The organism is Mucilaginibacter gossypii (assembly GCF_900100945.1).
GTDB lineage: Bacteria > Bacteroidota > Bacteroidia > Sphingobacteriales > Sphingobacteriaceae > Mucilaginibacter > Mucilaginibacter gossypii.
The window spans coordinates 70,308-95,558 of sequence record NZ_FNCG01000003.1 but is presented as its reverse complement, the minus strand read 5'-3'; the positions used below and the strand labels follow the sequence as shown (position 1 = coordinate 95,558).

Annotated in this window: 24 protein-coding genes; 8 read left to right on the top strand and 16 right to left on the bottom strand. The window is 40.6% G+C overall.

All coding sequences use genetic code 11. From position 1 onward, the window contains the following. Positions 1 to 340: 340 nt before the first annotated feature. From BLS28_RS06635 to BLS28_RS06615, 5 genes are all read right to left on the bottom strand, one after another. Positions 341 to 1,717, bottom strand: a complete 1,377-nt coding sequence (locus BLS28_RS06635) for an OmpA family protein (protein WP_091163750.1) — start codon at positions 1,715 to 1,717, stop codon at positions 341 to 343. Between the two features lie 310 nt (positions 1,718 to 2,027). Further along, a complete protein-coding gene (locus BLS28_RS06630; RefSeq protein WP_256337361.1) occupies positions 2,028 to 2,819 on the bottom strand; it encodes a maleylpyruvate isomerase N-terminal domain-containing protein in 792 nt (263 codons plus the stop codon). 76 nt (positions 2,820 to 2,895) lie between these two features. Next, a complete protein-coding gene (locus tag BLS28_RS06625; protein WP_091163745.1) occupies positions 2,896 to 3,324 on the bottom strand; it encodes an OsmC family protein in 429 nt (142 codons plus the stop codon). A gap of 91 nt (positions 3,325 to 3,415) precedes the next feature. Beyond that, the gene (locus tag BLS28_RS06620; RefSeq protein ID WP_218134370.1) at positions 3,416 to 3,775 is read right to left on the bottom strand and encodes a DUF3052 family protein; all 360 of its coding nucleotides are present in this window, start codon (positions 3,773 to 3,775) and stop codon (positions 3,416 to 3,418) included. 57 nt (positions 3,776 to 3,832) lie between these two features. After that, positions 3,833 to 4,267: a DinB family protein gene (locus BLS28_RS06615; protein ID WP_091163743.1), complete on the bottom strand. Its 435-nt coding sequence runs from the start codon at positions 4,265 to 4,267 to the stop codon at positions 3,833 to 3,835. Positions 4,268 to 4,350: 83 nt separating this feature from the next. Here BLS28_RS06615 and BLS28_RS06610 point away from each other — a divergent pair, with 83 nt between their 5' ends. The 3 genes from BLS28_RS06610 (at position 4,351) to BLS28_RS06600 (ending at position 6,626) form a co-directional block, all read left to right on the top strand. After that, complete coding sequence (locus BLS28_RS06610) at positions 4,351 to 5,598, top strand: nucleoside recognition domain-containing protein (protein ID WP_091163740.1); 1,248 nt, start codon at positions 4,351 to 4,353, stop codon at positions 5,596 to 5,598. Between the two features lie 69 nt (positions 5,599 to 5,667). Further along, complete coding sequence (locus BLS28_RS06605; RefSeq protein ID WP_091163738.1) at positions 5,668 to 6,087, top strand: hypothetical protein; 420 nt, start codon at positions 5,668 to 5,670, stop codon at positions 6,085 to 6,087. 125 nt (positions 6,088 to 6,212) lie between these two features. Continuing rightward, complete coding sequence (locus BLS28_RS06600) at positions 6,213 to 6,626, top strand: OsmC family protein (RefSeq protein ID WP_091163735.1); 414 nt, start codon at positions 6,213 to 6,215, stop codon at positions 6,624 to 6,626. Positions 6,627 to 6,847: 221 nt separating this feature from the next. Here BLS28_RS06600 and BLS28_RS06595 read toward each other — a convergent pair whose 3' ends face one another. Then, positions 6,848 to 7,465, bottom strand: a complete 618-nt coding sequence (locus tag BLS28_RS06595; RefSeq protein WP_091163733.1) for a TetR/AcrR family transcriptional regulator — start codon at positions 7,463 to 7,465, stop codon at positions 6,848 to 6,850. A 178-nt stretch (positions 7,466 to 7,643) separates the two neighbouring features. Between BLS28_RS06595 and BLS28_RS06590 the strand changes: the two genes are divergently transcribed. Further along, positions 7,644 to 8,771: a mechanosensitive ion channel family protein gene (locus tag BLS28_RS06590; RefSeq protein ID WP_091163731.1), complete on the top strand. Its 1,128-nt coding sequence runs from the start codon at positions 7,644 to 7,646 to the stop codon at positions 8,769 to 8,771. Here the strand turns inward: BLS28_RS06590 and BLS28_RS06585 are convergent. The 5 genes from BLS28_RS06585 to BLS28_RS06565 form a co-directional block, all read right to left on the bottom strand. Then, entirely contained in the window at positions 8,750 to 9,253 is a 504-nt protein-coding gene (locus tag BLS28_RS06585) for a DUF4126 family protein (RefSeq protein ID WP_176844390.1), read from the bottom strand. The two genes, BLS28_RS06590 and BLS28_RS06585, sit on opposite strands and share 22 nt — an antisense overlap. A gap of 126 nt (positions 9,254 to 9,379) precedes the next feature. Then, on the bottom strand, positions 9,380 to 12,802 hold the full coding sequence (locus tag BLS28_RS06580; RefSeq protein ID WP_091163726.1) for an efflux RND transporter permease subunit: 3,423 nt from the start codon (positions 12,800 to 12,802) through the stop codon (positions 9,380 to 9,382). 25 nt (positions 12,803 to 12,827) lie between these two features. Then, positions 12,828 to 13,931 carry an efflux RND transporter periplasmic adaptor subunit gene (locus BLS28_RS06575; protein WP_091164911.1) on the bottom strand — a complete coding sequence of 368 codons (1,104 nt, stop codon included), beginning with the start codon at positions 13,929 to 13,931 and terminating at the stop codon, positions 12,828 to 12,830. Positions 13,932 to 13,964: 33 nt separating this feature from the next. Continuing rightward, entirely contained in the window at positions 13,965 to 15,317 is a 1,353-nt protein-coding gene (locus BLS28_RS06570; protein ID WP_091163723.1) for a TolC family protein, read from the bottom strand. 83 nt (positions 15,318 to 15,400) lie between these two features. Next, positions 15,401 to 16,012, bottom strand: a complete 612-nt coding sequence (locus BLS28_RS06565; protein WP_091163720.1) for a TetR/AcrR family transcriptional regulator — start codon at positions 16,010 to 16,012, stop codon at positions 15,401 to 15,403. A gap of 211 nt (positions 16,013 to 16,223) precedes the next feature. Here BLS28_RS06565 and purB point away from each other — a divergent pair, with 211 nt between their 5' ends. From purB to BLS28_RS06550, 3 genes are all read left to right on the top strand, one after another. Then, positions 16,224 to 17,567, top strand: coding sequence for an adenylosuccinate lyase (purB, locus tag BLS28_RS06560; RefSeq protein ID WP_091163717.1), 1,344 nt, complete (start codon positions 16,224 to 16,226; stop codon positions 17,565 to 17,567). A 114-nt stretch (positions 17,568 to 17,681) separates the two neighbouring features. Then, positions 17,682 to 18,233: a NifU family protein gene (locus tag BLS28_RS06555; RefSeq protein ID WP_090525267.1), complete on the top strand. Its 552-nt coding sequence runs from the start codon at positions 17,682 to 17,684 to the stop codon at positions 18,231 to 18,233. A 240-nt stretch (positions 18,234 to 18,473) separates the two neighbouring features. Beyond that, the gene (locus BLS28_RS06550) at positions 18,474 to 19,403 is read left to right on the top strand and encodes a TFIIB-type zinc ribbon-containing protein (RefSeq protein ID WP_091163714.1); all 930 of its coding nucleotides are present in this window, start codon (positions 18,474 to 18,476) and stop codon (positions 19,401 to 19,403) included. A gap of 13 nt (positions 19,404 to 19,416) precedes the next feature. On the opposite strand, the gene BLS28_RS06545 is transcribed toward BLS28_RS06550, so the two are convergent. The 4 genes from BLS28_RS06545 to mtaB are packed head-to-tail and all read right to left on the bottom strand — an operon-like array spanning position 19,417 to position 23,172. Next, positions 19,417 to 20,208, bottom strand: coding sequence for an inositol monophosphatase family protein (locus BLS28_RS06545; RefSeq protein ID WP_091163711.1), 792 nt, complete (start codon positions 20,206 to 20,208; stop codon positions 19,417 to 19,419). Further along, entirely contained in the window at positions 20,174 to 20,662 is a 489-nt protein-coding gene (locus tag BLS28_RS06540) for a GtrA family protein (protein ID WP_091163709.1), read from the bottom strand. Before BLS28_RS06540 ends, BLS28_RS06545 begins: the two co-directional genes overlap by 35 nt. Continuing rightward, the gene (locus BLS28_RS06535; protein WP_091163706.1) at positions 20,655 to 21,824 is read right to left on the bottom strand and encodes a prolipoprotein diacylglyceryl transferase; all 1,170 of its coding nucleotides are present in this window, start codon (positions 21,822 to 21,824) and stop codon (positions 20,655 to 20,657) included. The genes BLS28_RS06540 and BLS28_RS06535 overlap by 8 nt, the downstream gene beginning before the upstream one ends. 28 nt (positions 21,825 to 21,852) lie before the next feature. Then, complete coding sequence (mtaB, locus tag BLS28_RS06530) at positions 21,853 to 23,172, bottom strand: tRNA (N(6)-L-threonylcarbamoyladenosine(37)-C(2))-methylthiotransferase MtaB (RefSeq protein ID WP_091163703.1); 1,320 nt, start codon at positions 23,170 to 23,172, stop codon at positions 21,853 to 21,855. A 503-nt stretch (positions 23,173 to 23,675) separates the two neighbouring features. On the opposite strand from mtaB, the gene BLS28_RS06525 reads away from it, so the two are divergent. Next, positions 23,676 to 24,284 carry a hypothetical protein gene (locus tag BLS28_RS06525; protein ID WP_091163701.1) on the top strand — a complete coding sequence of 203 codons (609 nt, stop codon included), beginning with the start codon at positions 23,676 to 23,678 and terminating at the stop codon, positions 24,282 to 24,284. Positions 24,285 to 24,521: 237 nt separating this feature from the next. Here the strand turns inward: BLS28_RS06525 and BLS28_RS06520 are convergent, their stop codons facing one another. Next, positions 24,522 to 25,250 (bottom strand): (Fe-S)-binding protein, encoded by a 729-nt coding sequence (locus BLS28_RS06520; RefSeq protein WP_091163699.1) that lies wholly within the window; start codon positions 25,248 to 25,250, stop codon positions 24,522 to 24,524. Between the last annotated feature and the right edge of the window lies 1 nt (position 25,251).

The window sequence follows — 25,251 nt, the reverse complement described above, 5'->3', positions numbered from 1 at the left end:
TTGCAATAAACGGTTATGTTAGGTAATCTTTAAAATGGCTTTGTTTTAATTTACACTGATATTAAATAACGTTGCTTATTGATGTCACGGATAAATAAAAACAGATCAATTTGCAATAAAAATGACCGCTCATGCTAAACACTTGATCACTGTTGACGATTTCCTGGTAGGCACCACCGTTACCCGCTCCTGCTACAGGAAATTAGACAGGATGATGGTATTGGCGAACTGATTAAAATCCTGCCTATTAAACAATCACCTGGTTTGGTTGCTAAATATAAAAGCAAAAAAGCCACTCAATTGAGCAGCTTTTTATTTATATAAGGTTTAACAACCTTTGTTAATACAAGGTAAATTCAACCCTGCGGTTAGCCTGACGGCCTGCAGCTGTTTTGTTTGTAGCTATTGGCTGTGTTTGACCATAGCCGGTTGCTTCAATACGCGATGGATTTGCACCTTTGCTTGCGAGGTATGATTTAACCGATTCAGCACGATCTTTTGATAAACGCATGTTTAAATCAGCCGAACCTGTGTTGTCAGTATGGCCAGCAAGTTTTAGGCTAAAGTTTTTATCAACCAATAACTGTGCTACCCTATCCAAACTTGGATATGAATGTGCACGAATGGTAGCTTTACCCAAATCAAACTCAAGATTTTTGATAGCGTCTTTAACCACTTTTTTATCTTCTTCAGTAACATAAACTACCGGTTTAGCCAAAGGACAACCTGAGCCATCAACTTTTTGGCCGGCCGGTGTGTTAGGGCATTTATCGTTTACGTCCACAACACCGTCACCGTCGCTGTCGGTAGTTAACTTGGCAAGATTGGCATTGGTTGTTGCAAGGTCGCTGGCCAGCTGTGCGTTTTTCGCTTTTTCAGCATCAATCTGTTGTTGTAATTCGGCACGGGTACGCTGGTTTTCCCATTGGTACTCTGTACGCATTGATGATACGGGATTATGGGTGGCCATCTGGTGTTTTTTCTTATTGCCAAGGGCAAATTCTAAACCAATATGTGCGTATGAAAACCTGTCATCACCCGCCCCATACTTGTATCCGTCAAGGTTATCGGCCTGTACAAAGTTAACCTGGTAACCTAAATCAAGGTTTATGCCCGGGGCAAGGTCAAATTTCAAACCTAAGCCAATGGGGATAAACAATTCGTTGATATGGCCATTATCGGTTTTCTTAAAGTTTTCCTGTTGCCCGCCAACCGGGGTAATCCTTGGTGTGTAGTTCAAATTACCAACGCCTGCGGTTAAATAAGGCTGAATAAATGGCTTTTCATGGCGCCAATTGATGTTAGCCAACGTAATATTAGCACTTAAAGCTGCCGACCAGTTTAATTTAGTAGAGTATGAATCATAGGGAGAAGTACCTGCTGCGTTAGGCTGACTGTTTGATGAAGTTAATTTACCACGAAGGAAGTCGGCCTGTAAGCCCAAGGATGGCAATATTTGTTTTTTAATGTACCCGCCGTAGCCAAACTGTTCGGTTGGGCTGGTAAAATCCTGCCTGTTGTTGCGTCCAAATATGGTAAAAGGGGTTAACAAACCACCATGTACACCTATCGACCAGGTACGTAATTCACCACCACCCGAAAAGGGCCTCACGTAATCTTTTGCTGTAGCTGAGGTATCTGTTGACTGAGCGAATAATTTACTGCCAATCATAACTCCTGTAAGAAGTAATGAGGCTTTTTTTAAATTTGTTTTCATATTTATATATTTAATTATACGTTTAACATTCAAGTAAAACGTACACTGGTTAATCCAATATTGATGCCATCAATATTGGATTAACCAGAGAGCCCATTGCCAAAAGGCAGGCTAATCAAACAAAAAAAGCATATGAAATTTGATATAAAATGCTGACTCACTAAGTCAAATGCTTTGGTTTTTATATCACCACTAAGATTGCATTAAACAGGCAATCACAACCAAATTCTTAACTTTTTGTACAAATTGGTTAATGAGTTAAAAAGAATACAGTTTTGTACAGTTAAAGAGTAATTAAACAAAATAGTTGTTAAGCCATCACGGCAACCATATTAAACAAGTTTTCGCCCAGGTTAATATTGCCGCTGATGTTAGACACCTCCAATGCTGTTTGTGGATCGATACCTTTGGTGAAAACCTTCCAGGCAATATCAGGCAATAAAGTTACTGTAGTATCCGGCACAGATCCGGCATTTTTGATGAGTGTCCAGCCCTCAGCCATTTTAAGCAGGTACCAGTTACCGCCAGCTTCGCCAGTTACAGTGATTTGAATTAGCGTACTGGTGTTTGCTTTAACCGTACGATATGTATGCGGAAGCCCGCACATAAAAGTATCGATACAAGGATAAAACAATTCAGCAGTTAGGATGCCTTGTTTACCAACCGCTTCGCGGATCTGTTGCTGGTGATGAAACTTTTCGGTGTATTCGCGGGCTATATGAAACCAGTTAACGGATTCATCTTCACCTGCCCAGGCTACTGAAAATGGTGCAGGTGCAAACAAATCAGCGGCAGCCATTACTTTGCTGTATTGTTTGCCTGTAGTTTCTAAAAGGTCGATAAGCAACTGCGGGCTTACACGCTTCATAGCGTTTACCCAGGTGGCGTTTAATCCATTCAAAAAATCAACTAAATCACTATAGTTATTGATGGGATTTGAAGGAGGATCGCCTGCAAATTGATGAGACGAAGAAATGACGCGTATGTTACCATCAAGCAAATGAGCGGCTATATCCTTTACTGCCCAAAGTTTTGCTAATGTAGGCCTGTTCCAGTCGTCCGCTGATAAAGACCTAAGCAGGTCTGTCAGCTTTTGATCCAAAAGGGGGAACAGGTGAACTGTTTTAATAGGGACTTCCTATTCCGCCATCTGGTATTTTCAATGAGTAATAACTATGTTATTGAGTAGGGTGAACAATCACCTTCCATTTAATTTCGGCACCGGCTTTTGCAAGTGTTGCAGCAACCGAGCAGTATTTGTTAATAGAAAGTTCGGCAGCACGCACAGCTTTATCTTCATCAACATTGCCGTAAATATGAAATTCAATATCCACATCTTCCCATAATGAAGGTTCTTTACCTGCTTCACGTTCGCCGTTAACCACCATTTTATAATCGGTTATTTCCTGGCGTTGTTTTTTCAGGATACTGATTACGTCAATTGCCGAACAACCAGCAAGGCCCATTAAAAGCATCTGCATTGGGCGGATGCCAAAATCCTGGCCGCCACTTTCCGGACTGCTGTCCATTTTTACGGTGTGCCCGTTGGCATCAACAGCCTCGAAGCCGAAATCGCCATGTACACGTTTTAATTCAATCTGAGCCATATTTTCAGGTATTATTGTGCTAAGTTATACAATTAAGCGCTTATGCTAAAACGCAGTGCCGTTTGTTTACCTGGTTTTAATCAAAAATGACCTATGCCACATATTTCCTGTTTTTAACATGTATCACCAGCTTTAAACCCGACCACACTTTATCAACCGCGCAAACCTTGATGTCAACCAAGCCTATTTGCAAAGCAAAGCTCCTGATCAAATCTTCCGTAATATCAGTAACTACTTTCGAAGCCTTTTTGGGCCAGGATATCCAGATCATGCCATCCTGCTTTATTTGCTTTATCAGTACAGGCAGTTTAACCCGGTATTCATCCGCACTTTTGCTAAAGAAATGGATCACATCAATTTCAAATGAAATATCATCTGTAAAATAAACATCAGGAGGCATGTCGCTAAACAGATCAAGGTAATGATCAGGTGCGTTAACAAGTAACAGCATCCCCCCTTGCTTTTATGCCGAGCTTTTTTGCCAGGGGCGTAGCTGAATAACGTGCCATTACAAAATATTTTTAAGGTGATGGAGCATATGATCAACATAGTCTGCGGCAAGCCATTCAACAGTTTGCAGCTTTGGCTCCGTTTTACTGTTATCACAACGGGCGCTCCATCTGTCGGCAGGGTAATTCTCTAAAACCCGTACAATCTGCAGGTTCAGCAAGGCCCAAAGTTCAATCAATTCGTTAATGTCAGCATCCTGGTAACGTGCGGCAGCAACCCATTCTACCTGTTGGTAGGTAAGCCTGAAGTTTTCTTCATAGGTGCAACGCACAAAACGCTGCAGGTTAATTTGAGCACTGTCAATCAAATGGCCAACCACTTCTTTTTTTGACCACTTAACAGGGGATGCGTTATAAGTCCAGTCAATATCACAGCTCTTAAGCCGCCTTAGGTTCTCTATTATTCCGGTGAGTTTGTTGGTTACCTCGTTCATTTATTGGTTTATCGGTAGTATAAAAGTATCAGTATTTCATATTAAACAGCAAAAGCACTAACTTCAAAGCCTTAAACATTACTATGGCGCTTAACTATATCTGGATAGCTTTTTTTGTAATTGCATTTGTAGTTTCACTCATAAAATTAGTTTTTTTTGGCGATACAGAAGCTTTCAAATTATTGGTTGAAGGATTATTTAATTCGTCAAAATCGTCGGTAATGGATATCGCTTTGCCGCTGATTGGCTCTATGGCATTCTGGCTCGGCATTCTGAACATTGGCGAAAAAGCTGGAGCTATTAATTTTTTATCACGGATAGTAAGACCTTTCTTTAGCCGATTGTTTCCCGATGTACCTAAAGATCACCCCGCTACGGGCCAGATGATGATGAACTTTTCGGCCAATTTAATGGGCCTTGATAACGCAGCTACACCGCTTGGCTTAAAAGCGATGGGTAGCCTGCAGGAACTGAATCCAGATAAAGAAATAGCTTCAAATGCCCAGATCATGTTCCTGGTGCTGCATACATCCGGCTTGCAGTTATTACCCGTTACCATCATCGCACAAAGGGCCATCCTTAATTCAAAAGATCCGGCCGAAGTATTTTTACCTTGTATCATTGCTACCTATGTAGCCACGGTAGTTGGCTTAATAGCGGTGGCTATTAAGCAAAAAATCAATCTTTTTGACAGGGTTATTATTGGCTGGCTTGGCGGCGTTACCGCTTTCATTACATTGGTGGTATGGTACTTTACCACGCAGCTAACCAAAGAGCAGATCAGTACGGTATCATCAGTTATAAGCAATGTGATGTTGTTTACCATACCGGTAATATTTATCGTGGGCGGCCTTATAAAAAAGGTAAACGTATTTGAAGTTTTTGTAGAGGGCGCTAAAGGCGGCTTTGAAACCTCAGTAAAGATAATTCCCTATCTGGTAGCTATGCTGGTTGGGATCAGCGTGTTCAGGAATTGCGGCGCGTTGGATTATATGAATGAAGGCTTACGCTGGGTTTGTGTTCAGTTTAATTTGGATACACGCTTTGTAGATGCTATGCCCGTGGCTTACTTAAAACCACTTAGCGGTTCGGGCTCAAAAGGTATGATGATAACGGTAATGCAAAATTTTGGTGTCGATAAATTTGCGGGGCGGCTTGCCGGGATCTTTAACGGTTCGGCCGATACTACTTTTTACATCGTTGCTTTATACTTTGGTTCGGTGGGTATTAAAAAATCGCGTTATGCTATTCCGGCAGGACTTATTGCCGATTTGGCCGGCGTTATTGCGGCTATTTTTATTGCTTATTTGTTCTTCGGCCATCAGCCATAATTACCGCTTAACAAAGGGGTGTTTATTCATCAAATTAATTGCTAATTTTATCGCACCCTTTATAAACTAATGACTCAAACTTATCTTAAAGAAAAGCAGCTAAAAAAAAAGCGCGCTATGAAAGGCGTCTACGCCATTATCATCGCTGGTGTAGTATTTATTTTTATTATGGTAAAGTTTGCCATATCCGGTGATGTTACGGAGGTGCTTTCATTTAGCAAAATGCCTAATGCCGATGATGCTTATAAAATTGCGAAGGAATTTGTAATCCCAACCATACGTTCGGGAAATACCTCTTTTCCTGACGACAGATATCAATTTGGCAAAAAGGCCGACTCTGTTTTTATTATCAAATCGTATGTTCTTTCAACAGATAGCCAGGGTGAAACAAACCGTACCAATTTTGAAGTGATACTGAAATATAATGGCGGCCCCAAATTTCTGAAAAAGAACTGGAACCTGGTTGATATTAATGAAACACCCGAATAAAGAAAATTAAGTCGATAGTATTGAGTCGGAAGTCGCCAATCTGTTTTTTTGCTTTTCTATACTTAGAACTCATGCCTTAGGACTAAGCTTAATTTATTAATAACAATACTCTATTTAAACGCCTTATGGAAGAAACCGGAATTGAGTTGATAGAAACAGCTATTGCACTTATAGGACTCACTCAATATCAAACAGTAGTTAACAGTGGTGGGCATGGCCTTATAACCGATGAACCCCTTGAGGCTGAAGGCAGCAATACAGGCATGAACCCGTTTAGTTTGTTACTGGCGAGCCTCGCAAGCTGCACTGTGATCACCCTACGCATGTACATTAACCGTAAAATGTGGCCTATAGAAGAAATTAAAGCCAATGTTGAAATGTTTAAGACTTTAAGTGGTACACGCATTGAAACTAAAATTAGCTTTAAAGGTGAAGTAAATGACGAACAAAGAGATCGGTTATTGAAAATAGCAAATGCATGTCCGGTACATAAAATATTGACCGGCAATATTGCTATCCGTACAAATATCAACCCATAAAAAAAGCCCGCACGGCAAAAAGCTATGCAGGCTAAATCACTCTAAAACAATCACCTCTTAAAAAAGAAGTATTTTATAAATAACTAAACAGGGAGGTAATTACCTGGCTATTAAATTATTTGTAAGTACAAATGTACCTATAAATAATAGCCATACTATTTAACAGCCAATTCATTTGACGGCTAACTGACAGTGTGGAGTATTTATACTTTAAGATGACTTTAGTACATCAATCCTTTGATAAAAATATCAAGCAGGAGTAGTTTTTTATGATGAATTTCTTCCAGGTGTTCCTTGCGCGGAAAGTTGGTTTTCTTTTGAGATATCGCCCCCACCCTGATGCCGTGCAAAGCGTCCATCAATACATCAACAACTTCGTCAGGATTTTCTACAGGCTTAATGGCTCCTTTTTCAACTTCCGATTTAATAGCATTGCTTAACAGGTTTAGCTCGGCACTGTGAACTTCGCTAACTATTTGCCAAATGGTTTCGGGGAGGTTTTGTTCGTTAAGCCTGAAAAAATCAAAAAAGTTATAATTGTTTACTATAAACTCGTGATGGGTATTTACCTGGAAGGTAAAAGCTTCTTTTAAATTGGTAAATGTATTTAGCCTGTTTTCAAGTGTTTTAAGATAATCAGTGGCAAGTTTACGCATTACAGCAATGTATAACTGGCTTTTATCCGGAAAATAATAATAAAGCAGGGCCTTTGACATGGAGAGGTCGCCGGCTATTTCGTTCATGGTAGTTTTTGAATAACCGTAATGTAAAAAGCGCTGGTGCGAGGCCTCTAAAATTTTTTCTCTTTTAATATCCTGCTGGTCATTCACTGCTGCCATGTGCTCGTTAAGTTTTATTTAAACAGGTAAACAAAAAGTTAAGACAATCGATTTCCTGACTTTTTTAACAAAACTATCAAAAATTCATTAAACATGTGTAACAACACCCGGTACGGCGCCGTTTGCTAAAACAATTTTACATTCCAACTATTTTACTGTAGAAAACATTTGCCTTGCTATGAATATTGAAAACAGCTTATCCCCCGACCTGCTCACATTTTCACAGCGCATACCATCATTTGTCTGGAACCTGATCATCGCGCTGGTAGCCATACTTGTTGGCCTGAGTATAAAATTCATAATAACCCGGCCGTTTAAATTTTATGCAAAAAAAGCAGATACATCCTACTCAATCTTAAGATCGATATTGGTTAACCTTGGGCCGGCTGTGGCTTATTTCATCCCACTGTTTCTATTCAATATTCTTTCGCCATTAATGCGAATGAATCCGGTTTATTACAAACCTCTTGACAAAACTTTTGAGATTTTACTTACCATATCTTTCGCGGGCCTGCTTGTACGTTCGGTAAGGATCCTGGAAGATTATATCTATCACACTTACGACCTTAATAAAGTGGATAACCTGAAGGAACGTAAAATACGTACCCAGATCCAGTTTATACGTAAGATCATTGTGGTGACTATTATCTTTTTGACGATTGCCATTATATTGCTCAGTTTTGAAAGCATGCGTAAAATAGGTACCGGTTTACTTACCGGTGTTGGTATAGGTGGTATTATAGTTGGTTTTGCAGCACAGAGCTCATTAGGTAATTTGCTGGCCGGCTTCCAGATAGCGTTTACTCAGCCTATTCGTATTGATGATGTTTTGGTTGTAGAGGGAGAATGGGGACGCGTGGAGGAGATCACGCTTACTTATGTGGTTTTAAAAATCTGGGACGAACGTAGGCTGATCCTCCCCATCAATTACTTTATTCAAAAACCCTTTCAGAACTGGACAAGGACATCTGCCGACATTTTGGGCACCGTATTTTTATACATGGACCATACCGCCCCTATTGATGCTATACGTGAAGAATTTGAACGCCTGATAGTTAAATCGAACCTCTGGGACAAGCGGGTTAAAGTAGTGCAGGTAACTGACGTTAAAGAACATACCATAGAGATCAGGGTGTTAATGAGTTCCCGAACCTCATCAGATGCATTTGACCTCCGCTGCTATATCCGCGAAAACCTGATAAGCTTTATTCAAAAGAATTATCCCGACAGCCTGCCCCGTTCGCGCAATGAGATCAGCAACCTGGGTGAGCTTGAAAAATATGTTCAGCCTGCAACCGGGGCATAGGTTAGCTTGCTTAAGCCAAAGCCCGATCCTATTACCAAAGCATCTTCAATTGCGCCAATTATCGGGTCGGCGATATGATTTGCCTTAACCGTATTTTTGCGTAAAAAGTAACTGGCATAGGTTGCAGATATTGCCGCCACCCCTCCTATCAAGGCTCCGGTTAATGCTTTGCCCCCCACCGCTTTATAAATACTGGCGCCGGCCAGGGCGCCGGATAAACACCTTGCCGCTACCCCTGCGGGCTCTATACGGTTTGGAGTGGAGGGCAATTTATCCGCAATGAGTTCAGTAACGGATACGATCTTTAAAACAGCAGCCACCGTTGTTGATTGCATGAACCTTAACGGTGATGTTTCCAGTTGCTTTGATGGATGATGACTTAATACATGCGTAGTTACAACAGGGGCAGATAAGGTACGCATACCGGCTAACGTACCAAGGCCTATTACCGGCCAAAGCGGTTTTGTTATTTTAAGTTTCATGGCTGTGATAAACGTTTGCATAGAGAACCATAAATACATCATTATGTTTTATTTAAAAACTGTCAAAAAACAAAACAGCCGCAATCTTTAGACTGCCGCTGTTTGTGTTATTAATGGCTCTTTATTTTAAACAGCTTCTGTTTCTAATACTTCAACATGTTTAGCTTCAACCGATTTTTTGCCGAACAACCTTGCTTTCAGATTATAACGGATCAGGTATAAACATGGTACAAGGATCAATGTAATAATGGTGGCGAAACCTAAACCGAAGATCATTGTCCAGGCCAGCGGCCCCCAGAAAGCAACGTTATCGCCACCAAAGTGGATATGCGGTTCAAAATGGGTAAACAAGCCAACGAAATCGATATTGAAACCAACTGCCAAAGGTATCAGACCCAAAATAGCTGCAGTTGCTGTCAATAATACCGGTGTCATACGGGTATGACCGGCTTCAACTACAGCATCATGAATACTCACGCCCTGTTCAAGCAACATATCGGTGAACTCAACCAATAAGATCCCGTTACGAACAACCACACCGGCGAGTGCAATGATACCAATCCCCGTCATTACGATAGACATGGTCATGCCGAACACACTAACGCCCAGCAATACACCAATAATACTAAAGAGGATCTCGCTGATAATAATAAGCGTTTTGCCAATAGAGTTAAACTGGATCATTAAAATAACCAGGATAAGCCCGAATGACACACCAAGGGCAGAAAGCAGGAATGTCATGGCTTCCATTTGGTCTTCCTGACCGCCGCCCTGGCGTATGATCACATTATCAGGTTTTTTAAAGTTATTTATCGCTTTTAAAATATTAGCGTTAACCTCGTTAGGATTATATGGCTTAATAACATTTGAACCAAGCGTTAATACCCTGCGTTGTTGCTTGCGTTTTATGTTACTGTAAGTAGTTGTGTAACGCACATCAGTAAAAGCAGAAATAGGTACCTGGCGAATTGCTCCCCCCATTGCCAAATCACGGTATGTTATCTTGAGGTTTTTAATCTCATCAATATTACTTCGCTGGCTTGGCAGTGTCCTCACCATAATTTTGTAATCATCTTCACGGGTATTGCGGAAATCAGCCGCCTTCCAGCCATAAATGGCGGTAAATAGATTTTGATTTATTTGTTGAGAAGATACGCCCTCGCGGTTAGCACGCTCGCGATCTACATCAAACACAATTTCTGGTTTATCGCTTTGTACATCCGCAATAAGGTTTTCAATACCAGCTATATTTTGTTTGGCAAGATAGCTTTTAAGCCTGTTACCCGTAGCAACAAGGGAATCAAGGTTATCGCCGGCAATTTCAATACTGATATCCTTTTGTACCGGCGGGCCGCTGTTTTCCTGGGCTACGGCTATCTTTGCACCTGGAATACCCTGTACCGCTGCGCGGATATTTGCCAATACTTTTTTGGTATCCTTACCATTACGCTTGCCGAACTCAACAAAAGCAACGGTAACCTTGCCTTTATTTTCATAATCGCCCTGATCTTCATCAGTAGGATCTGTTACACCTTTAGTTACGTTTGATATTACAGACGATACGATATCCTTATCAGGTTCAACAACCTGGGCAACACGTTTTTCTATCTGTTGGGTAACCTGGTTTGTATAAGCCTGGTCGGTACCTATAGGCAGGGTAATATATACATAAGCAAAGTTAGGGTCGCCGGATGGGAAAAACTCAGGTGTTTTGCCGCGTACAGCCATCAGGAAAATAGCAAAAATGAATAAGCCTATGGTGCCAAGCAAAACGGTAACCGGCCTGTGTACCGCACGCTCAAGCCATTTTGCATACCAGTTTTGAAATTTAGGCCAGGCATTTTTCTGAAACCTGTCAATAACCCGCAACAGGAAAAAGTGGTTGAGCAGGTATAACACCATGATCAGCACCATCAGGTTACCAACACCTACGTTTATCAGGTAACCGATAACTGCTGCTATAGCTAAAAATATCATCGCCCTTTTTGTCGGCCTGTCAAATTTAGGGTTGTCATGCTCTCCGTCATGATGAGGCCTCATAAAGTCAACCGCAAATACCGGATTAAAGATATATGCTACTACCAGCGAGGCCAGCAGGGTAATGATCAGGGTAATAGGCAGAAAGAACATGAAATGCCCTATCAAACTATTCCAGAAAGCCAATGGTATAAACGGGGCCAAAGTAGTCATAGTGCCTGAAAATACAGGTAGGAACACTTCGCCTGCGGCCATTTTTGCAGCTTCCTTAATAGGTACTTTTCCGTTAGCAAAAATACGATGGGTGTTTTCAATAACCACAATGGCGTCATCCACCACAATACCCAACGCCAGCAGGAACGAGAATAACACGATCATATTGAGCGTGAACCCAATTGCCGGCATCACCAAAAAGGCGATAAAACACGATAAAGGCACAGATAGCGCAACAAAAATAGCGTTGGTTGTGCCCATGAAAAACATCAGGATAACGGTAACCAACAGGAAGCCAATAACGATTGTATTGATCAGGTCATTAAGCGTTGTACGCGTTTTGTCTGACTGATCACCGGTTACAACAATATCCAATCCTTTAGGGAAAACTGTTTTCTGCTTTAATTTGATCAATTCGTTGATCTTATCCGATGCCTCAATCAGGTTTTCACCAGCCCTTTTACTTACGTTAAGGGTAATTACATTTTTAAAGTTAGGGTTATCGTTAGTTTTTAACCTTGCATAACTTTCCTGCTCCAAGAACGAATCTTTTACTTCGGCAATATCTCTCAGGTAAACAGCCTGTCCCTTGGGGTTACGGATCACCATTGCCGCAACCTCATCGGCATTTTTAAAGTCTTGCTTAATATCAATAGTCCTGCGAACACCATCAGTTTTAACCGTACCGGTCGATGATAATATATTCTCGTAACCAACAGCATTGCTGATATCCGGTAGGCTCAGCTGCGCCGCAGCCATCTTATTCATATCAACATTTATCTGAATTTCTGGTGTTAAAGCACCTACTTCATCAACTTTTGAGATCTCTTTGTAGCTTTCAATTTCATCTTTTAATATATCGGCATATTCCTTTAGCTTTTTCAGATCATAATTACCTGAAATATTGATATATAAAATGGGCAGGTCGGCAACATTGATATCAGATACAGCAGGATCGGTATAATTATTATCATTTTGGGGAAGATCCTTTTTTGCCTTATCTATAGCATCCTTCACATCGATTTTTGCATCCTTAATATCAACGTTCGCCTGAAATTCGGCCGTGATAATGGAAACATTCTGTACCGAGTTTGACGTCACCTTTTTTAAGCCCTTTAACGACTTCAATTGCTTTTCAATCTGGCGGGTCACCAGGTTCTCAATATTTTGTGGAGACTGACCAGCAAAGGTTGTTGTTATAAACACCTTTGATTGTGCTATATCCGGAAAGTTTTCCTTAGGCAAGCGGTTATAACTTATCAGGCCAAGTGCGGTGATCAGGAACATGAGCACATAAATGGCCGTTTTGTTATCTATGGCCCAGCTTGAAGGGCCAAATTCTTTTTTTACATCTTTCATAATGAACAGATCAATTGGTTAATAACTAATTGGCCGACTGAACAATTTTAATCTTATCGCCATCCTCTATTTCAGTTGCCCCTTCAACAACCAGCTGGTCGCCGGCTTTTAAGCCTGATAATATCTCTGTTTGGCCACCATAAGTAACACCCGATTTTACATTTACCTGTTTGGCAATACCATTCTGATTTACAAAGACATGGTCGCCGTTCTCTGATTTCTGTATAGCTTTAACTGGTACAGCTATCGTATTTGTTTTTGAATAATCAGCAATTTTTAAAATAGCGGTCATATTAGGGCGAAGTGTGCTGCGTTGAGGCAATTTGATCTCCACGCCAAAACTGCGAGATGTAGGGTCGATAGCTTTAGCTGCAAAAGTCACCTTGGTAACTAATGAATCCTTAGCATCCGGGATCAATATTTTAACATCGTTACCGGTGTTTACGCTGCTTGCGTATGATTCAGGAACATCGGCCTTAACTTTTAAAACATCGGCATTGACAATACGGATGCCGGTTTGACCCGGTGCTGCACCCTGACCAAGTTTCAGGTCCATTTGATCTACAGTGCCATTAATGGGCGATATGATACGATACAAAGCTGATTGCTTTTTTAATGAAGCCAAAGCTTTCTGACTGCTTTGTAAGGTGGTTTGAGCCTGTAGATATTGTACTTCGGTGCCAATTTTTTGATCCCAAAGGTTTTTCTGACGATCAAACAACTGTTGGTTCAAGCTCACCTGAGCTTCACTTTGCGCTATATTTTGCTGCATAACACTATTATCCAATTGTGCTAATACCTGGCCCTTACTTACATGCTGACCTGGTTTTACGTAAATAGCCGTAATAACAGCTGATGCCTGCGGATAAGCGGTAACGTTATCCTGTGCATCAATCTTACCCTGCACCTGAACATAATTAGTAAAATTACCATTCTTTATTTCAGTAACGCTTACATCAGTGCTCTTGGCCGAATCAGTAGTGCCCATTTCAGACTGCAACTTCTCAATTTTTGAATTGAGATCTGATTGCTGCTTTTTCAGATCCGCCAGCTCGGCTTTCTTATCTTTGGGTTTACTTGAGCAGGCAGCCAGTAAAACCAGGAACGGTATGTATATAAATTTTTTCATTTTCATTGTTATATAGTGAGTTTAGTGTTGTTGTTATTTAATTCGTCCGTAAGCTTTATCAAGGTCAACTTTACTAACCAATGCGTCATAAAGGCCTTGTATATATTTATTATCTGCATCTTCAAGTGATGTTTGTGCTTGGGTAACTTCAATGCTTGAGCCAACTCCCTGCTGATATTTCACCTTTGATACATGTAACACTTCCTGCGCAAGCGTTTGATTACGCTTTTGGTTATTAAGCGACTGCAAACCATTTACATAAGTAATATGAGCCTGGTTAGCCTGCAGTTTTAATCCGTTTTTGGCGTTCTCCAAATCATTTTGTGATTTCAATACAGCAATTTTGTACTGTTTTATCTGATTAACCCGCTGAAGGCCACTAAATATTGGTATGTTTAAAGATAACCCCACATAACTTGATGGAAAACTCATTTTATAAAGGTTACTAAAATTATTGTTCTGGTATGATGAAGTATAAGCCGCATTAGCTTTAAGCGTAGGCAGAGAAAGCGATTTTTGACGTTTCAGGTCCAGTTGTTTAAGATCTACAGCTGTCTCGGCCAAATTATATTCAATTCGGTTATGATAAAACGAGGTATCGGCCGCAAGATCAGCGGTATTGTCTTCAAGCTTAATATCTTCAAGTTTATCTTTCAGGCTAAGTGCATATTCTATCGGCATACCCATCTGAAATTTAAGCACCTGATAATTCAATGCCAGTAAACGGATAGTATTTTCACGGCTTGTAACCAAATTATTGTACTGAACAGCAATCCGATCTACGTCAATTTTTTCTACAAAGCCCTGTTTATTTTGCTGTACCGTTTCATCCATCTGTTGTTTAAGCTGAGCAATATTGGCATTTAACAACCTTAACTGCTCGTTGCTTACCAAAACCTGGTAATAAGCCTTTGTGACATTAACATTTGCCTCAATTTTTGAACGGATATGACTACGTATAGAAAGCTCCTTATAAGTTTTTGACGCCTTTAAGCCAACAAGGTAGCTACCGTCAAACAAGATCTGGTCGGCATTGACCCCAAAACTTGATTGGTATTTAACGCCAAACTGAACGGGAATAAAGGTACCGGCGGGCTGTCCGAAAATTTCTCCTGGCAGTAAAGTAGTCGGGATTTTCAAGTAGTCTTGAAAAGATGCCGTTCCGCTTACCTGTGGCAAGCCGATACCGGTTGTTTCCCTAACTTTATATTCGGCGCTCTTAATATCAAGTTTGGCATTTACTACCGAATCCTGATGCTCATATGCATAATTAACACAATCCTGAACCGTAAAGTTAAAGGTTTGTCCATTTGGCGTTGCCTCCTGCCCGTATCCTTTAAAGGCTATAGCGCAAAACACAGTTGCCGTAAAAAATAAATACTTCATTATATATGTTGTGGTTGAGTGATTTGATTTCATTTAAACTGATACAAATTTCATGCAGTTAATGACAACTGTGTGTCAGCATGTTATTCATTATTAATATTCTTATACTCGTTAAGCAGTTTATACCCTTCAAGTGTACAGATGCCGTAATTAAAATGATCTAAAAACTGAACCTGCACCTTCCACGGACTAAACTCAGATACCGGGAATATGGAGGTGTTGAAGCCCAGTTCAACCTGGTTTACCCGCATCCGTGCTATTATCCTTACATCAATATCTTTACGGATATAACCCTGTTCCATCCCTTTGATCAACAGCTCTTCCATTTTCTGGATCAATATTTCGGCCTTAAACTTTTGAAAATCGTTCCAGGCTTCGGGATGATACTTTTGCAGATCATGAATAACAATCGGGTTGATCCTCGAAAAGATCTCTTCCGAACACTTGGTCATGTTAATCATCTCTTCAATTACATTATTTGATTTGCTGATGATATCGTTCATTTGATCCTCATCTTCTTTCAACTTCTGTTTTGTAAGGGCTACTACCAGTTCGTTTTTATCCTTAAAAAACTGGTAGATCGTTTTTTTTGACATACCAAGGTGCCTGGCAATATCATCCATGGTGATACTTTTAATCCCTGCAGTTAAAAACAGGTCTTCGGCGCCTTTTATAATTCTTTCTGTTTGACTCATTGACTTTCCGGGTCAAAACTAAGGAAACATTTTTTGAATAAAAAGTTTCCATTCATTTTTACTTTCTTATTACAAATACCTGTTCATTTTTAAAATCCATTTAATTAATGCTTATTATTCTGTGGTTTAATTGCGAAGCTTTTAATCTGCTATTGGCACCTCAAAAATGATTACCTTTGCAAAAAATTATCACCCACTCTCTTTTTAATATATGACGCTTACTTCACTTTCAGCGATCTCGCCTATTGATGGCCGTTATAGAAACACCACCGCCGAACTTGCCGCATACTTTTCAGAATATGCCCTTATCAAGTACCGGGTATTTGTTGAAATAGAATATTTCATAGCACTTGCCGAATATCCACTACCTCAGTTACAGTCATTTGATAAAAATCTATCAGAAAAGTTACGCGACATTTACAGGATTTTTTCGGAAGATGACGCTGAGAGTATCAAAGTGATTGAAAAAACGACAAATCACGATGTAAAAGCGGTTGAATATTTCATTAAAAAGGAGTTTGATAAATTAGGTCTGGAACCATACAAAGAGTTTATTCACTTTGGCCTTACCTCACAGGATATCAATAACACTGCCATCCCGTACACTTTTAAACTGGCATTAAATAACAGCTACTACCCTGCTATTAATGATCTGGTTAGTATCCTGAAAACCTTCGCTGCCGATTGGGAAAATATTCCTCTGTTAGCGCATACCCATGGTCAGCCGGCTTCGCCAACCCGTTTGGGTAAAGAGATCCTGGTTTTTGTTGAGCGTTTGGAAGCGCAGCTTGAACTGCTTAAACCTATTCCAAACTCAGCTAAGTTTGGCGGCGCTACCGGTAACTTTAACGCGCATAATATCGCCTACCCTGCTATCGACTGGAAAGCATTCGGCAATAATTTCGTAAATAACACCTTAGGGTTAAAGCGCTCGCAGTTTACTACCCAGATTGAGCATTACGATAATTTTGCGGCTCAATGCGATGCTTTGAAACGCGTAAACAATATCCTGATCGATCTTGACCGCGATATGTGGACTTACATATCCATGAACTATTTCAAGCAAAAAATCAAAGCCGGCGAAGTGGGCTCATCGGCCATGCCGCATAAGGTTAACCCTATCGACTTTGAAAACTCGGAAGGCAACCTGGGTATCGCGAATGCTTTATTTGAACACCTTGCGGCTAAATTACCAATATCAAGATTACAGCGCGACCTTACTGACTCTACCGTATTTAGGAATATCGGTGTGCCTTTTGCACATACATTGATAGCCATTAAATCAACCGTTAGGGGATTAAACAAACTGTTATTAAACACCGACGCCATCAATGCCGATTTGGAAGCTAACTGGCCGGTTGTTGCAGAAGCTATTCAAACCATATTAAGGCGCGAAGCTTATCCTAATCCTTACGAAGCCCTGAAAGACCTTACCCGTACCAATCAGCAGATCAATGCTAACACAATAGCAGAGTTTGTTGATACGTTAAATGTAAGTGATGCTATTAAGGACGAGATTAAAAAGATAACGCCGTTGAATTATACTGGCATTTGATTGGATATTTGCCTGTGTGCAAAAAAATCATCCGCATGTCATAACAAAGTAAGTGGTAGCTTTTAATGAAAAAGGTAACTAAATTTGTTAATTAAGATTTTAAAACACGAAACGATGAACATCAACGTATATACCGAATTAACGCCTAACCCGGCAACTATGAAATTCATAGTTAACAAACTGCTTATTAACGGCAGTGTTGACTTCCCTACCAAGGAAAGTGCCGAACATTCACCTTTTGCAAAAGAACTATATAAGTTTTCGTTTGTAAATGGCGTTTTCTTTGCCAGTAATTTTGTGACTATTACCAAAACTGAAGGCAGCGAATGGGCAGATGTTGAACCGATAATGAAAGAGTTTGTTAAAGGTGCTATCGAATCTGAATTGAAGATCCAGTTGGAGGAAGAAGCAGAAGCCGGAAATTTTGAAGGTACAGAGACCGAAGTTAAAATTCAGCAGATCCTGCATGATTACGTTCGCCCGGCTGTTGAGCAGGACGGCGGCGCTATCTCTTACCGCTCATTTAACGAAGGCGTAGTAACTGTTGAACTTCGCGGTTCATGCAGCGGCTGCCCGTCATCAACCGTAACCCTTAAAGCCGGTATCGAAAACTTGCTTAAACGTATGGTACCGGAAGTTACTGAAGTGGTTTCTGAAGCATTATAATAATAAAGATTTTGGGGTTCGAGCCCCATCATTTACCCAAAAGCCTTTCATGAAAATGAGAGGCTTTTGATTTTTTACCCCTAATCCTGTTTATAATTAAATGAGGTTATCTGTCTATAAGTTTCTATTTTAGCCACCCAATCGTTAAACTTTATCACAATGCCAAATTTGATTGATATTTCAAACCTCCACATTCTAATTTCAGTTGATGATACTTTATTTACTCCAACTTTCTAAACTATGGAAGTTAATGAATTACTAAATTGTAAGAATTGCGGTGCAATATTAACTGCAAGCGCAAATCAAACAATTAAATGCGACTATTGCGGAACAATTTATCACTCAAAACCGCAGACAGATCATACAATATCGTCTACAGAAGTTACAACGGAAGGAGTACAACACCAACTGGAAAACGTGGAAAATGGTGATGCCAATGAAACACTCCAGTCAGATGATTTTCCTACCGATAAGCAAAATACAAATCTTGGATGTAGTATCGCTCTGATAGCTTCGGTCGCCATCATGGTGGTAATAGTCATAGCTAAAATCATTGGATCGGAGCAGAAGACTACTTATAGTGGTAGCATAGCTATTGACACCTCAATGTTAAACACACAACCCCAGCCTGTTGAACTGTCAGAAACAGCGCAAGCGAGTCTCAAAAAATTAGCCGCAATCAATGTGGATAAGAAACTCTTTAAAAAGTTAATTAAAGATTCAAGCAATATCACAAGAGAGTCTGCGGTTCAGGCAACGTATTTCAGAGATAAAAATTCAATAGTCGGTAAGCCAGTCACCGGTTTATACGCCTATATAAATTGTTATGACATAACAGGCTGCAACATTTATTTTGGTTGTCAACATATAAATAAAAAACCTTTAGGATTACAAAGTTTGACATTTGTTATAAATGGTAAACGTCTCCGGTACAAACCCGATTTTGCAACAGACTCTTTACAGCATTGGATAAACGAATACAGCGAGGAGACGATTTACGACGACAAAATCTTAATATTATTAAAACTTGTAACAGCAGATAAGGTCATTGTTCGTTTTAACGGTAACAAAGGCCACGATCAAATAATATTACCAAAAGATCAGCAAGATGCGCTTAAGAGGCAATTGCAACTTTATAAAGGATTGCTTTTGGGATATGCTAAGGAATAAAGGTGTAAAAGTATTACCTGAAATACTTCTGTATCGCCTCCAGCATCTCCCCCGTGATCTTCCCATTGGTAGCCAATAATTCACGGGTATCCAGCACTTCCGAGCCGCCTTTAAAGTTCACTACTTCGCCCCCGGCTTGTTTTACAATTACAATACCGGCGGCAACATCCCAGGCATTAAGGTTATACTCGTAAAAAGCATCAAAACGACCACAAGCGGTGTAAGCCAAGTCAACGGCTGCAGAACCTAAACGACGCAAGCCATGACTGCTGCGCATCAGTTCGGTAAATAATTCGATATAGGCTGCCTGCTTGGTAAAATCGTAATATGGGAACCCTGTTGCCAGTAAGCTGGTACCGACTGTGCTGTTATTGCTTACGCTGATCTCTTTACCGTTCAGGTATGCGGGAGCATCTTTCCAGGCGTAAAAGCATTCGTCAAGGTTTATTTCATATATCACACCGGCTATCAGTTCATCGTATTCTTTCAAAGCAATACTTACTGAAAAAGCGGGTAAACCATGAATAAAATTGGTAGTACCATCCAGCGGATCGATGATCCAGTTGTAGCGTTCGCCTATTTTAGTGGTTGTTTTTTCTTCGGTAATGAAACCGGCTTCAGGCAAAATTTTGCTCAGGCCCTTTACAATAGCTTCTTCGGCGGTTTTATCAACGTAGGAAACCATATCGTTAAGGCCTTTATATTCTATCCTATCCGGGTCAAATGCTTTACGCTCCTGCCTGATGAAGTCACCTGCCTGTTTTGAAACTTCAATTACCTGGTGTATGATGTTCGCTGTTTGCATGGTTACGTTTTAATGATAGGCTAAATGAAAAAACTTTATGGATAAAAAAGCTCGCGAAGAACAAGCTCAGCGCTGCTGAAATCCGCGCTACTGTTGGGTTAAAGCTGCAAGCCTGGATGAGTATTTTTACAACCGATAGATTGGCAAAGAAACCGATGATAGCTACTGTCACAAAACGGAAAAACTGCTTGCGCGGTGCCGATTTTGATTCGTTGAATACCATATAGCGGGTGATTAAAAAATTAACCAATACCCCCATAAAAAATGATAATGCCAACGAAACCGTATAGTTACGAACTGTAAGCCCGAAAATATGATAAGTATGTTGAGTGAGCAGGTTATGGTAAAAAAGATAAAATGCTGAAACATCTACCAAAAAACCAGCCCCGGCCGAAAGTACAAATCTGAATACCTGGTTATTAATTAATTTGCCTTTTGATTTGTTATCAGCCATTTGTTGTGCCCGGTGCTTTCTTTTCTTTGTTTAATCCTGTTACAATAAGTGTAATACCACCTAAAATCATAATCACCGAAATCATCTCGGCCTGGGTGAATGAAACACCTGCAACAACATATTTGGTATTAACCCTGATGAGTTCGATAATGAAACGCTCAACGCCGGCTAATATCATATATACACCAAACAAAACGCCGGGAGCTTTAAAATTGTGCCTTATTTTCCATAAAACAAAGAACAGTAATAAACAAATTACAGACTCATAAAACGAGGTTGGATAAACCGGGTACGGTAACTCATGGCAAAATTTCCCTACGCAGTCAACCATCTGCACACCTTCGTCATTTACGTTGTGCGGAAACTTAAAGCTCCACATCCAATTGGGAGCCCAGCTTAACCAGTGTGGTTTAGGTGCCAGGTTAACTATACCCCAATCGCCGTCGCCGCTCATTTGGCAGCCAATGCGGCCCAACGCGTAAGCCAACATCACACCAGGGCCACCAATATCAAGCATATTCAAAGGTTTAATACCATTTTTGTTAGCAACATACAATACAGCTGCACCACCACAGATCAAACCACCATAAAATGTTAACCCGCTAAAACCTATAAGCATGCCAACCGGGTCTTTCATAAAGTCGCCCCAGTTTTCTAATGCGTTGAACAGCTTAGCGCCCGCAAAGCCAAACACTGCTGCCCACAATAATATACTGCCCATCAATTCATTGGGGTGCACATCAACATCTTTAGTTATCGCCTTGTCGAGCTTTTGTTTTTGTGCTTCATACCAAGCCCAGTAAGCAAACGCTGCTGCACCGAGTATACCGCCTATCCAGTTGCCTCTTAAGGATATCAGAAAATCCTGCGGACTATCAATGAGAGCCTGGTAATTGAGAATACTGTCCACAATTTTATAGCCTAATATGAAGCCAAAAACACCATTTCCCGCAAGCTCGGCATTTGAAGCCGGCAACCCAATGGTAACCCGTTTTTTAAAAGTATGGATTACGCCCAACGCTTCTTTACGTTTAAACTCCTGGCCAAATGCCCAGTAAGCGCCAACAAAAGCTATCGCCACAAAAAAGCCGAAGGTTTGTATAGGCAAAGGAAGATTAAAACCAAAAAGGTATTTCAGTAACGATGTAAGCGTTGGAAACATAGGTTATATTTTAAGGCGAATATAGAATTTAATGCACAAATATTTCTTCGCCTTCTGTTATTTCAACATCACCATCAGGTGAAATATTTGTTAGATTTACCGTTTTCAATTCGTTAACCAGTACAGGATCATACTTGGTACGTACTTTCACATAGTTACGGGTAAAACCGTGCATAAAGCTATCTTTGATATCACCCTCAAACAAAACTTCCTGGTTTTTACCGAGTTGGCTTTCATAAAAAGCACGGCGCTTTTTATCCGACAGGATATGTAGCATTTTACTCCTCTCGCCACGTGCCGAGCCGGGTACCGCGCCCGTCATCTGAGCGGCCAAAGTATTTTCCCTTTCCGAATAAGTAAATACGTGCAGGTACGATATATTAAGTTCGTTGAGGAAGTTATAGGTATCGATAAAATCCTCCCTTGTTTCGCCGGGGAAACCAACAATAACATCCACGCCAATGCAGCAATCGGGCATCAGCTCTTTTATTTTGGCAACACGGTTAACATAGAGGTCGCGCTTGTACCGGCGGCGCATCAACCCCAAAATCTTATCCGAACCTGATTGCAGCGGGATATGAAAATGCGGTACGAAACGTTTTGAAGCAGCCACAAAAGCGATGATCTCGTCGGTAAGCAGGTTAGGTTCTATAGATGAGATCCTGAAACGGTCGATACCTTCTACCTCATCAAGGGCCTTAACCAAATCAAAAAACTTGTCTTCGCGTTTACCGTTCCGGATCCCGAAATCGCCAAGGTTTACACCGGTAAGCACAATTTCTTTTACGCCCGACTCAGCTATTTGCTTTGCCTGCGCTACAACATTTTCAATGGTATCACTCCTGCTTGCGCCGCGGGCCAGTGGAATGGTACAAAACGTACAGGAGTAATCGCAGCCATCCTGCACTTTCAGAAAAGTGCGGGTACGGTCGCCAAAAGAATATGCGGGTACAAACTCATTAGCTTCAGACACGGGCTGATTAAGCACCAATGCCTTGGGTCTTTTAGTTAGGTCGGTAATGTGGTCAACAATCTGAAATTTTTCGGCAGCGCCAAGTACCATATCTACGCCGGGGATTTCGGCAATTTCCTGCGGTTTTAGCTGCGCGTAGCATCCTACTATGGTTACGTAGGCATTAGGTGAAATTTTAAGCGCCTCTTTAACAATCTTCTTACACTTTTTATCGGCATTGTCAGTTACCGAGCAGGTATTGATCACAAAAACATCCGGTGTTTCGGTAAAATTTACCGTATCATAACCGGCCTGGTTAAATAGCCGACCAATGGATGAGGTCTCTGAATAATTCAGCTTGCAGCCTAAAGTGTAAAAAGCGACTTTCTTGTTCATTTTAATCGGCAAAGATAATGTTTTTTAAAGAAATGCCTATTTCAGCAATTTCACTTCAAGGTAAAAAGTAATTGTAAAATTATGGGTGTCCCAAAATCGCCATTCCCCAAATAAAATTGGTTTGGCTTTCGCCGCGTTTTTAAAATGTTCCATTTTTTGAGAGTGAAACGCAAAACATGATTTTTATAAAACATATTGATAATCAAAGCTTTAATATTTTACCTGAAACACCAATAAATATTTGATTATCAACTACTAAAACTTTAAGGAATATAATCTCATCGCTTAAGAACGTACTTCTATTTTCGGCCTTTTTTAGCGTTTTTTTGAGTTTTTTTGAACCTGCATAGCGTCTTGCCAATACCCACTAACAAAACAGTGCCACCATCGTTGCTTTAGTTTTTCTATAAACAAGAGCCTCTTTATAAGCTCGGTATTTTCATAATCCTGGTAATTTGCCTATTTTCAGTGCGGATAAACGTAAACCCTAAACCACCCATACCATGATCATATACGGCATCAAAGCGAAACTATTAAAAGCTGAAATAACAAGCGACACCTGCCCAAACTGCAATACCGGCAACAGTATACAAATGAATGTATTTCAACGCTGGGCACATATTTTCTGGATCCCGTTTTTCCCGATAGGTAAAACAGGCGTATCCCAATGCCTAAATTGCAGGCAGGTTTTGAAGCTTAAGGAAATGTCCGCCTCGCTTAAATTAAGCTATGATAATATAAAATCTCAAACTACAATACCTGTGTGGACATTTGCAGGCTGTTTCCTTATCGTTATCGGTTCGATATTTTTTTATATCAGCGAAAAGCAGAAAGCAAAAAAAGTAAACCAATGGGTTTTATCGCCACAAAAGAACGATATATTTCATATCAAACTTAAAAACGAACACTATACCCTTTACAGGGTAAATAAGGTTTCCGGCGATTCTGTTTACCTGGCCTTAAACAAATATGAATCGGACCGTGAAGAGGGCCTTGATGATATCGCGGCAAAGGGTGATACCGCCTATGATAACGCCCAGCAAGGTATTGCCAAACCATTTCTTGTAGAGATGGCGAGAGAAGGATCTATCCTAGATATTGAGCAGAAGTAAAATAGTATCTTTTGGGACACTATCAAAAAATATTTATTGCCGTTGGTTTTAACCGACGGTAAAAAAGCTAAGAAGTCTTGGCTTTAGCCCAATTGTATTAGCGGATTTGGGCTGAAGCCCTCTTATCGCTACTCATTATCCCGTTGGTTAAAACCAACGGCAATGAAGCATTATCTATCTGTAAACGATATTCGTCAATTTTAAACGATGTCTAAATACGATTGATAAAAAACCTAACTACACATTCCCCCAGCCCAAAGCCAAAACATCGGCAATGTGCAGGGTTTGAATAGGTAAATTATTTTTATCAATATACCCCTGCATATGCATTAAGCATGAAGTATCTGTTGAGATAATGTACTCGGCACCGGCATCAAGGGCGTTATTTACTTTTTGCTGCGCCATGGCGGTTGAAATGCCATCAAACTTAACGGCAAATGTACCGCCGAAACCGCAGCAGGTCTCGCCATCCTTGAGGTCTAACAATTCGAGGCCGAGTACTTTAGAGAGCAGTTGGCGCGGCTCATCCTTTATTTTGCACTCGCGCAGACCGGCACAGCTATCATGATAAACGGCCTTGCCATCAAGTTCGGCGCCGAAATAATCAAACTCCAGGATATTCACCAAAAAGTCTGATAGCTCGTAGATATTCCCTTGAACAGCCCTGCATTTATTGTGAACAGCCGTATTGGTAAACAGATCGTTATAGTAATTCTTCACCATTCCGGTGCATGAGGCCGAAGGCGAAACAATAACACTGTCTTCCGAAAAATCGCTTAAAAACTTGCTTCCCACCTCTTTGGCATCATCCCAAAAACCAGCATTAAAAGCCGGCTGACCGCAGCAGGTTTGTGCCGGGTTATAACTAACCTTGCAGCCTGCTTTCTCCAACAATTTTACAGTATTAAAAGCAGTTGCCGGAAACAACTGATCTATGAAACACGGTATAAACAATTCAACCTTCATC

Excerpts from the sequence above, each read along its gene's own strand:
- BLS28_RS06570 (WP_091163723.1), bottom strand. The coding sequence starts at position 15,317 with ATGAAGTATTTATTTTTTACGGCAACTGTGTTTTGCGCTATAGCCTTT.
- BLS28_RS06615 (WP_091163743.1), bottom strand. The coding sequence starts at position 4,267 with ATGAACGAGGTAACCAACAAACTCACCGGAATAATAGAGAACCTAAGG.
- BLS28_RS06525 (WP_091163701.1), top strand. The coding sequence starts at position 23,676 with ATGATCATATACGGCATCAAAGCGAAACTATTAAAAGCTGAAATAACA.
- BLS28_RS06625 (WP_091163745.1), bottom strand. The coding sequence starts at position 3,324 with ATGGCTCAGATTGAATTAAAACGTGTACATGGCGATTTCGGCTTCGAG.
- BLS28_RS06620 (WP_218134370.1), bottom strand. The coding sequence starts at position 3,775 with ATGCTGTTACTTGTTAACGCACCTGATCATTACCTTGATCTGTTTAGC.
- BLS28_RS06610 (WP_091163740.1), top strand. The coding sequence starts at position 4,351 with ATGGCGCTTAACTATATCTGGATAGCTTTTTTTGTAATTGCATTTGTA.
- BLS28_RS06520 (WP_091163699.1), bottom strand. The coding sequence starts at position 25,250 with ATGAAGGTTGAATTGTTTATACCGTGTTTCATAGATCAGTTGTTTCCG.
- BLS28_RS06535 (WP_091163706.1), bottom strand. The coding sequence starts at position 21,824 with ATGTTTCCAACGCTTACATCGTTACTGAAATACCTTTTTGGTTTTAAT.
- BLS28_RS06580 (WP_091163726.1), bottom strand. The coding sequence starts at position 12,802 with ATGAAAGATGTAAAAAAAGAATTTGGCCCTTCAAGCTGGGCCATAGAT.
- BLS28_RS06605 (WP_091163738.1), top strand. The coding sequence starts at position 5,668 with ATGACTCAAACTTATCTTAAAGAAAAGCAGCTAAAAAAAAAGCGCGCT.
- BLS28_RS06590 (WP_091163731.1), top strand. The coding sequence starts at position 7,644 with ATGAATATTGAAAACAGCTTATCCCCCGACCTGCTCACATTTTCACAG.
- BLS28_RS06635 (WP_091163750.1), bottom strand. The coding sequence starts at position 1,717 with ATGAAAACAAATTTAAAAAAAGCCTCATTACTTCTTACAGGAGTTATG.
- BLS28_RS06600 (WP_091163735.1), top strand. The coding sequence starts at position 6,213 with ATGGAAGAAACCGGAATTGAGTTGATAGAAACAGCTATTGCACTTATA.
- mtaB (WP_091163703.1), bottom strand. The coding sequence starts at position 23,172 with ATGAACAAGAAAGTCGCTTTTTACACTTTAGGCTGCAAGCTGAATTAT.
- BLS28_RS06575 (WP_091164911.1), bottom strand. The coding sequence starts at position 13,931 with ATGAAAAAATTTATATACATACCGTTCCTGGTTTTACTGGCTGCCTGC.
- BLS28_RS06545 (WP_091163711.1), bottom strand. The coding sequence starts at position 20,208 with ATGCAAACAGCGAACATCATACACCAGGTAATTGAAGTTTCAAAACAG.
- BLS28_RS06585 (WP_176844390.1), bottom strand. The coding sequence starts at position 9,253 with ATGAAACTTAAAATAACAAAACCGCTTTGGCCGGTAATAGGCCTTGGT.
- BLS28_RS06565 (WP_091163720.1), bottom strand. The coding sequence starts at position 16,012 with ATGAGTCAAACAGAAAGAATTATAAAAGGCGCCGAAGACCTGTTTTTA.
- purB (WP_091163717.1), top strand. The coding sequence starts at position 16,224 with ATGACGCTTACTTCACTTTCAGCGATCTCGCCTATTGATGGCCGTTAT.
- BLS28_RS06540 (WP_091163709.1), bottom strand. The coding sequence starts at position 20,662 with ATGGCTGATAACAAATCAAAAGGCAAATTAATTAATAACCAGGTATTC.
- BLS28_RS06550 (WP_091163714.1), top strand. The coding sequence starts at position 18,474 with ATGGAAGTTAATGAATTACTAAATTGTAAGAATTGCGGTGCAATATTA.
- BLS28_RS06555 (WP_090525267.1), top strand. The coding sequence starts at position 17,682 with ATGAACATCAACGTATATACCGAATTAACGCCTAACCCGGCAACTATG.
- BLS28_RS06595 (WP_091163733.1), bottom strand. The coding sequence starts at position 7,465 with ATGGCAGCAGTGAATGACCAGCAGGATATTAAAAGAGAAAAAATTTTA.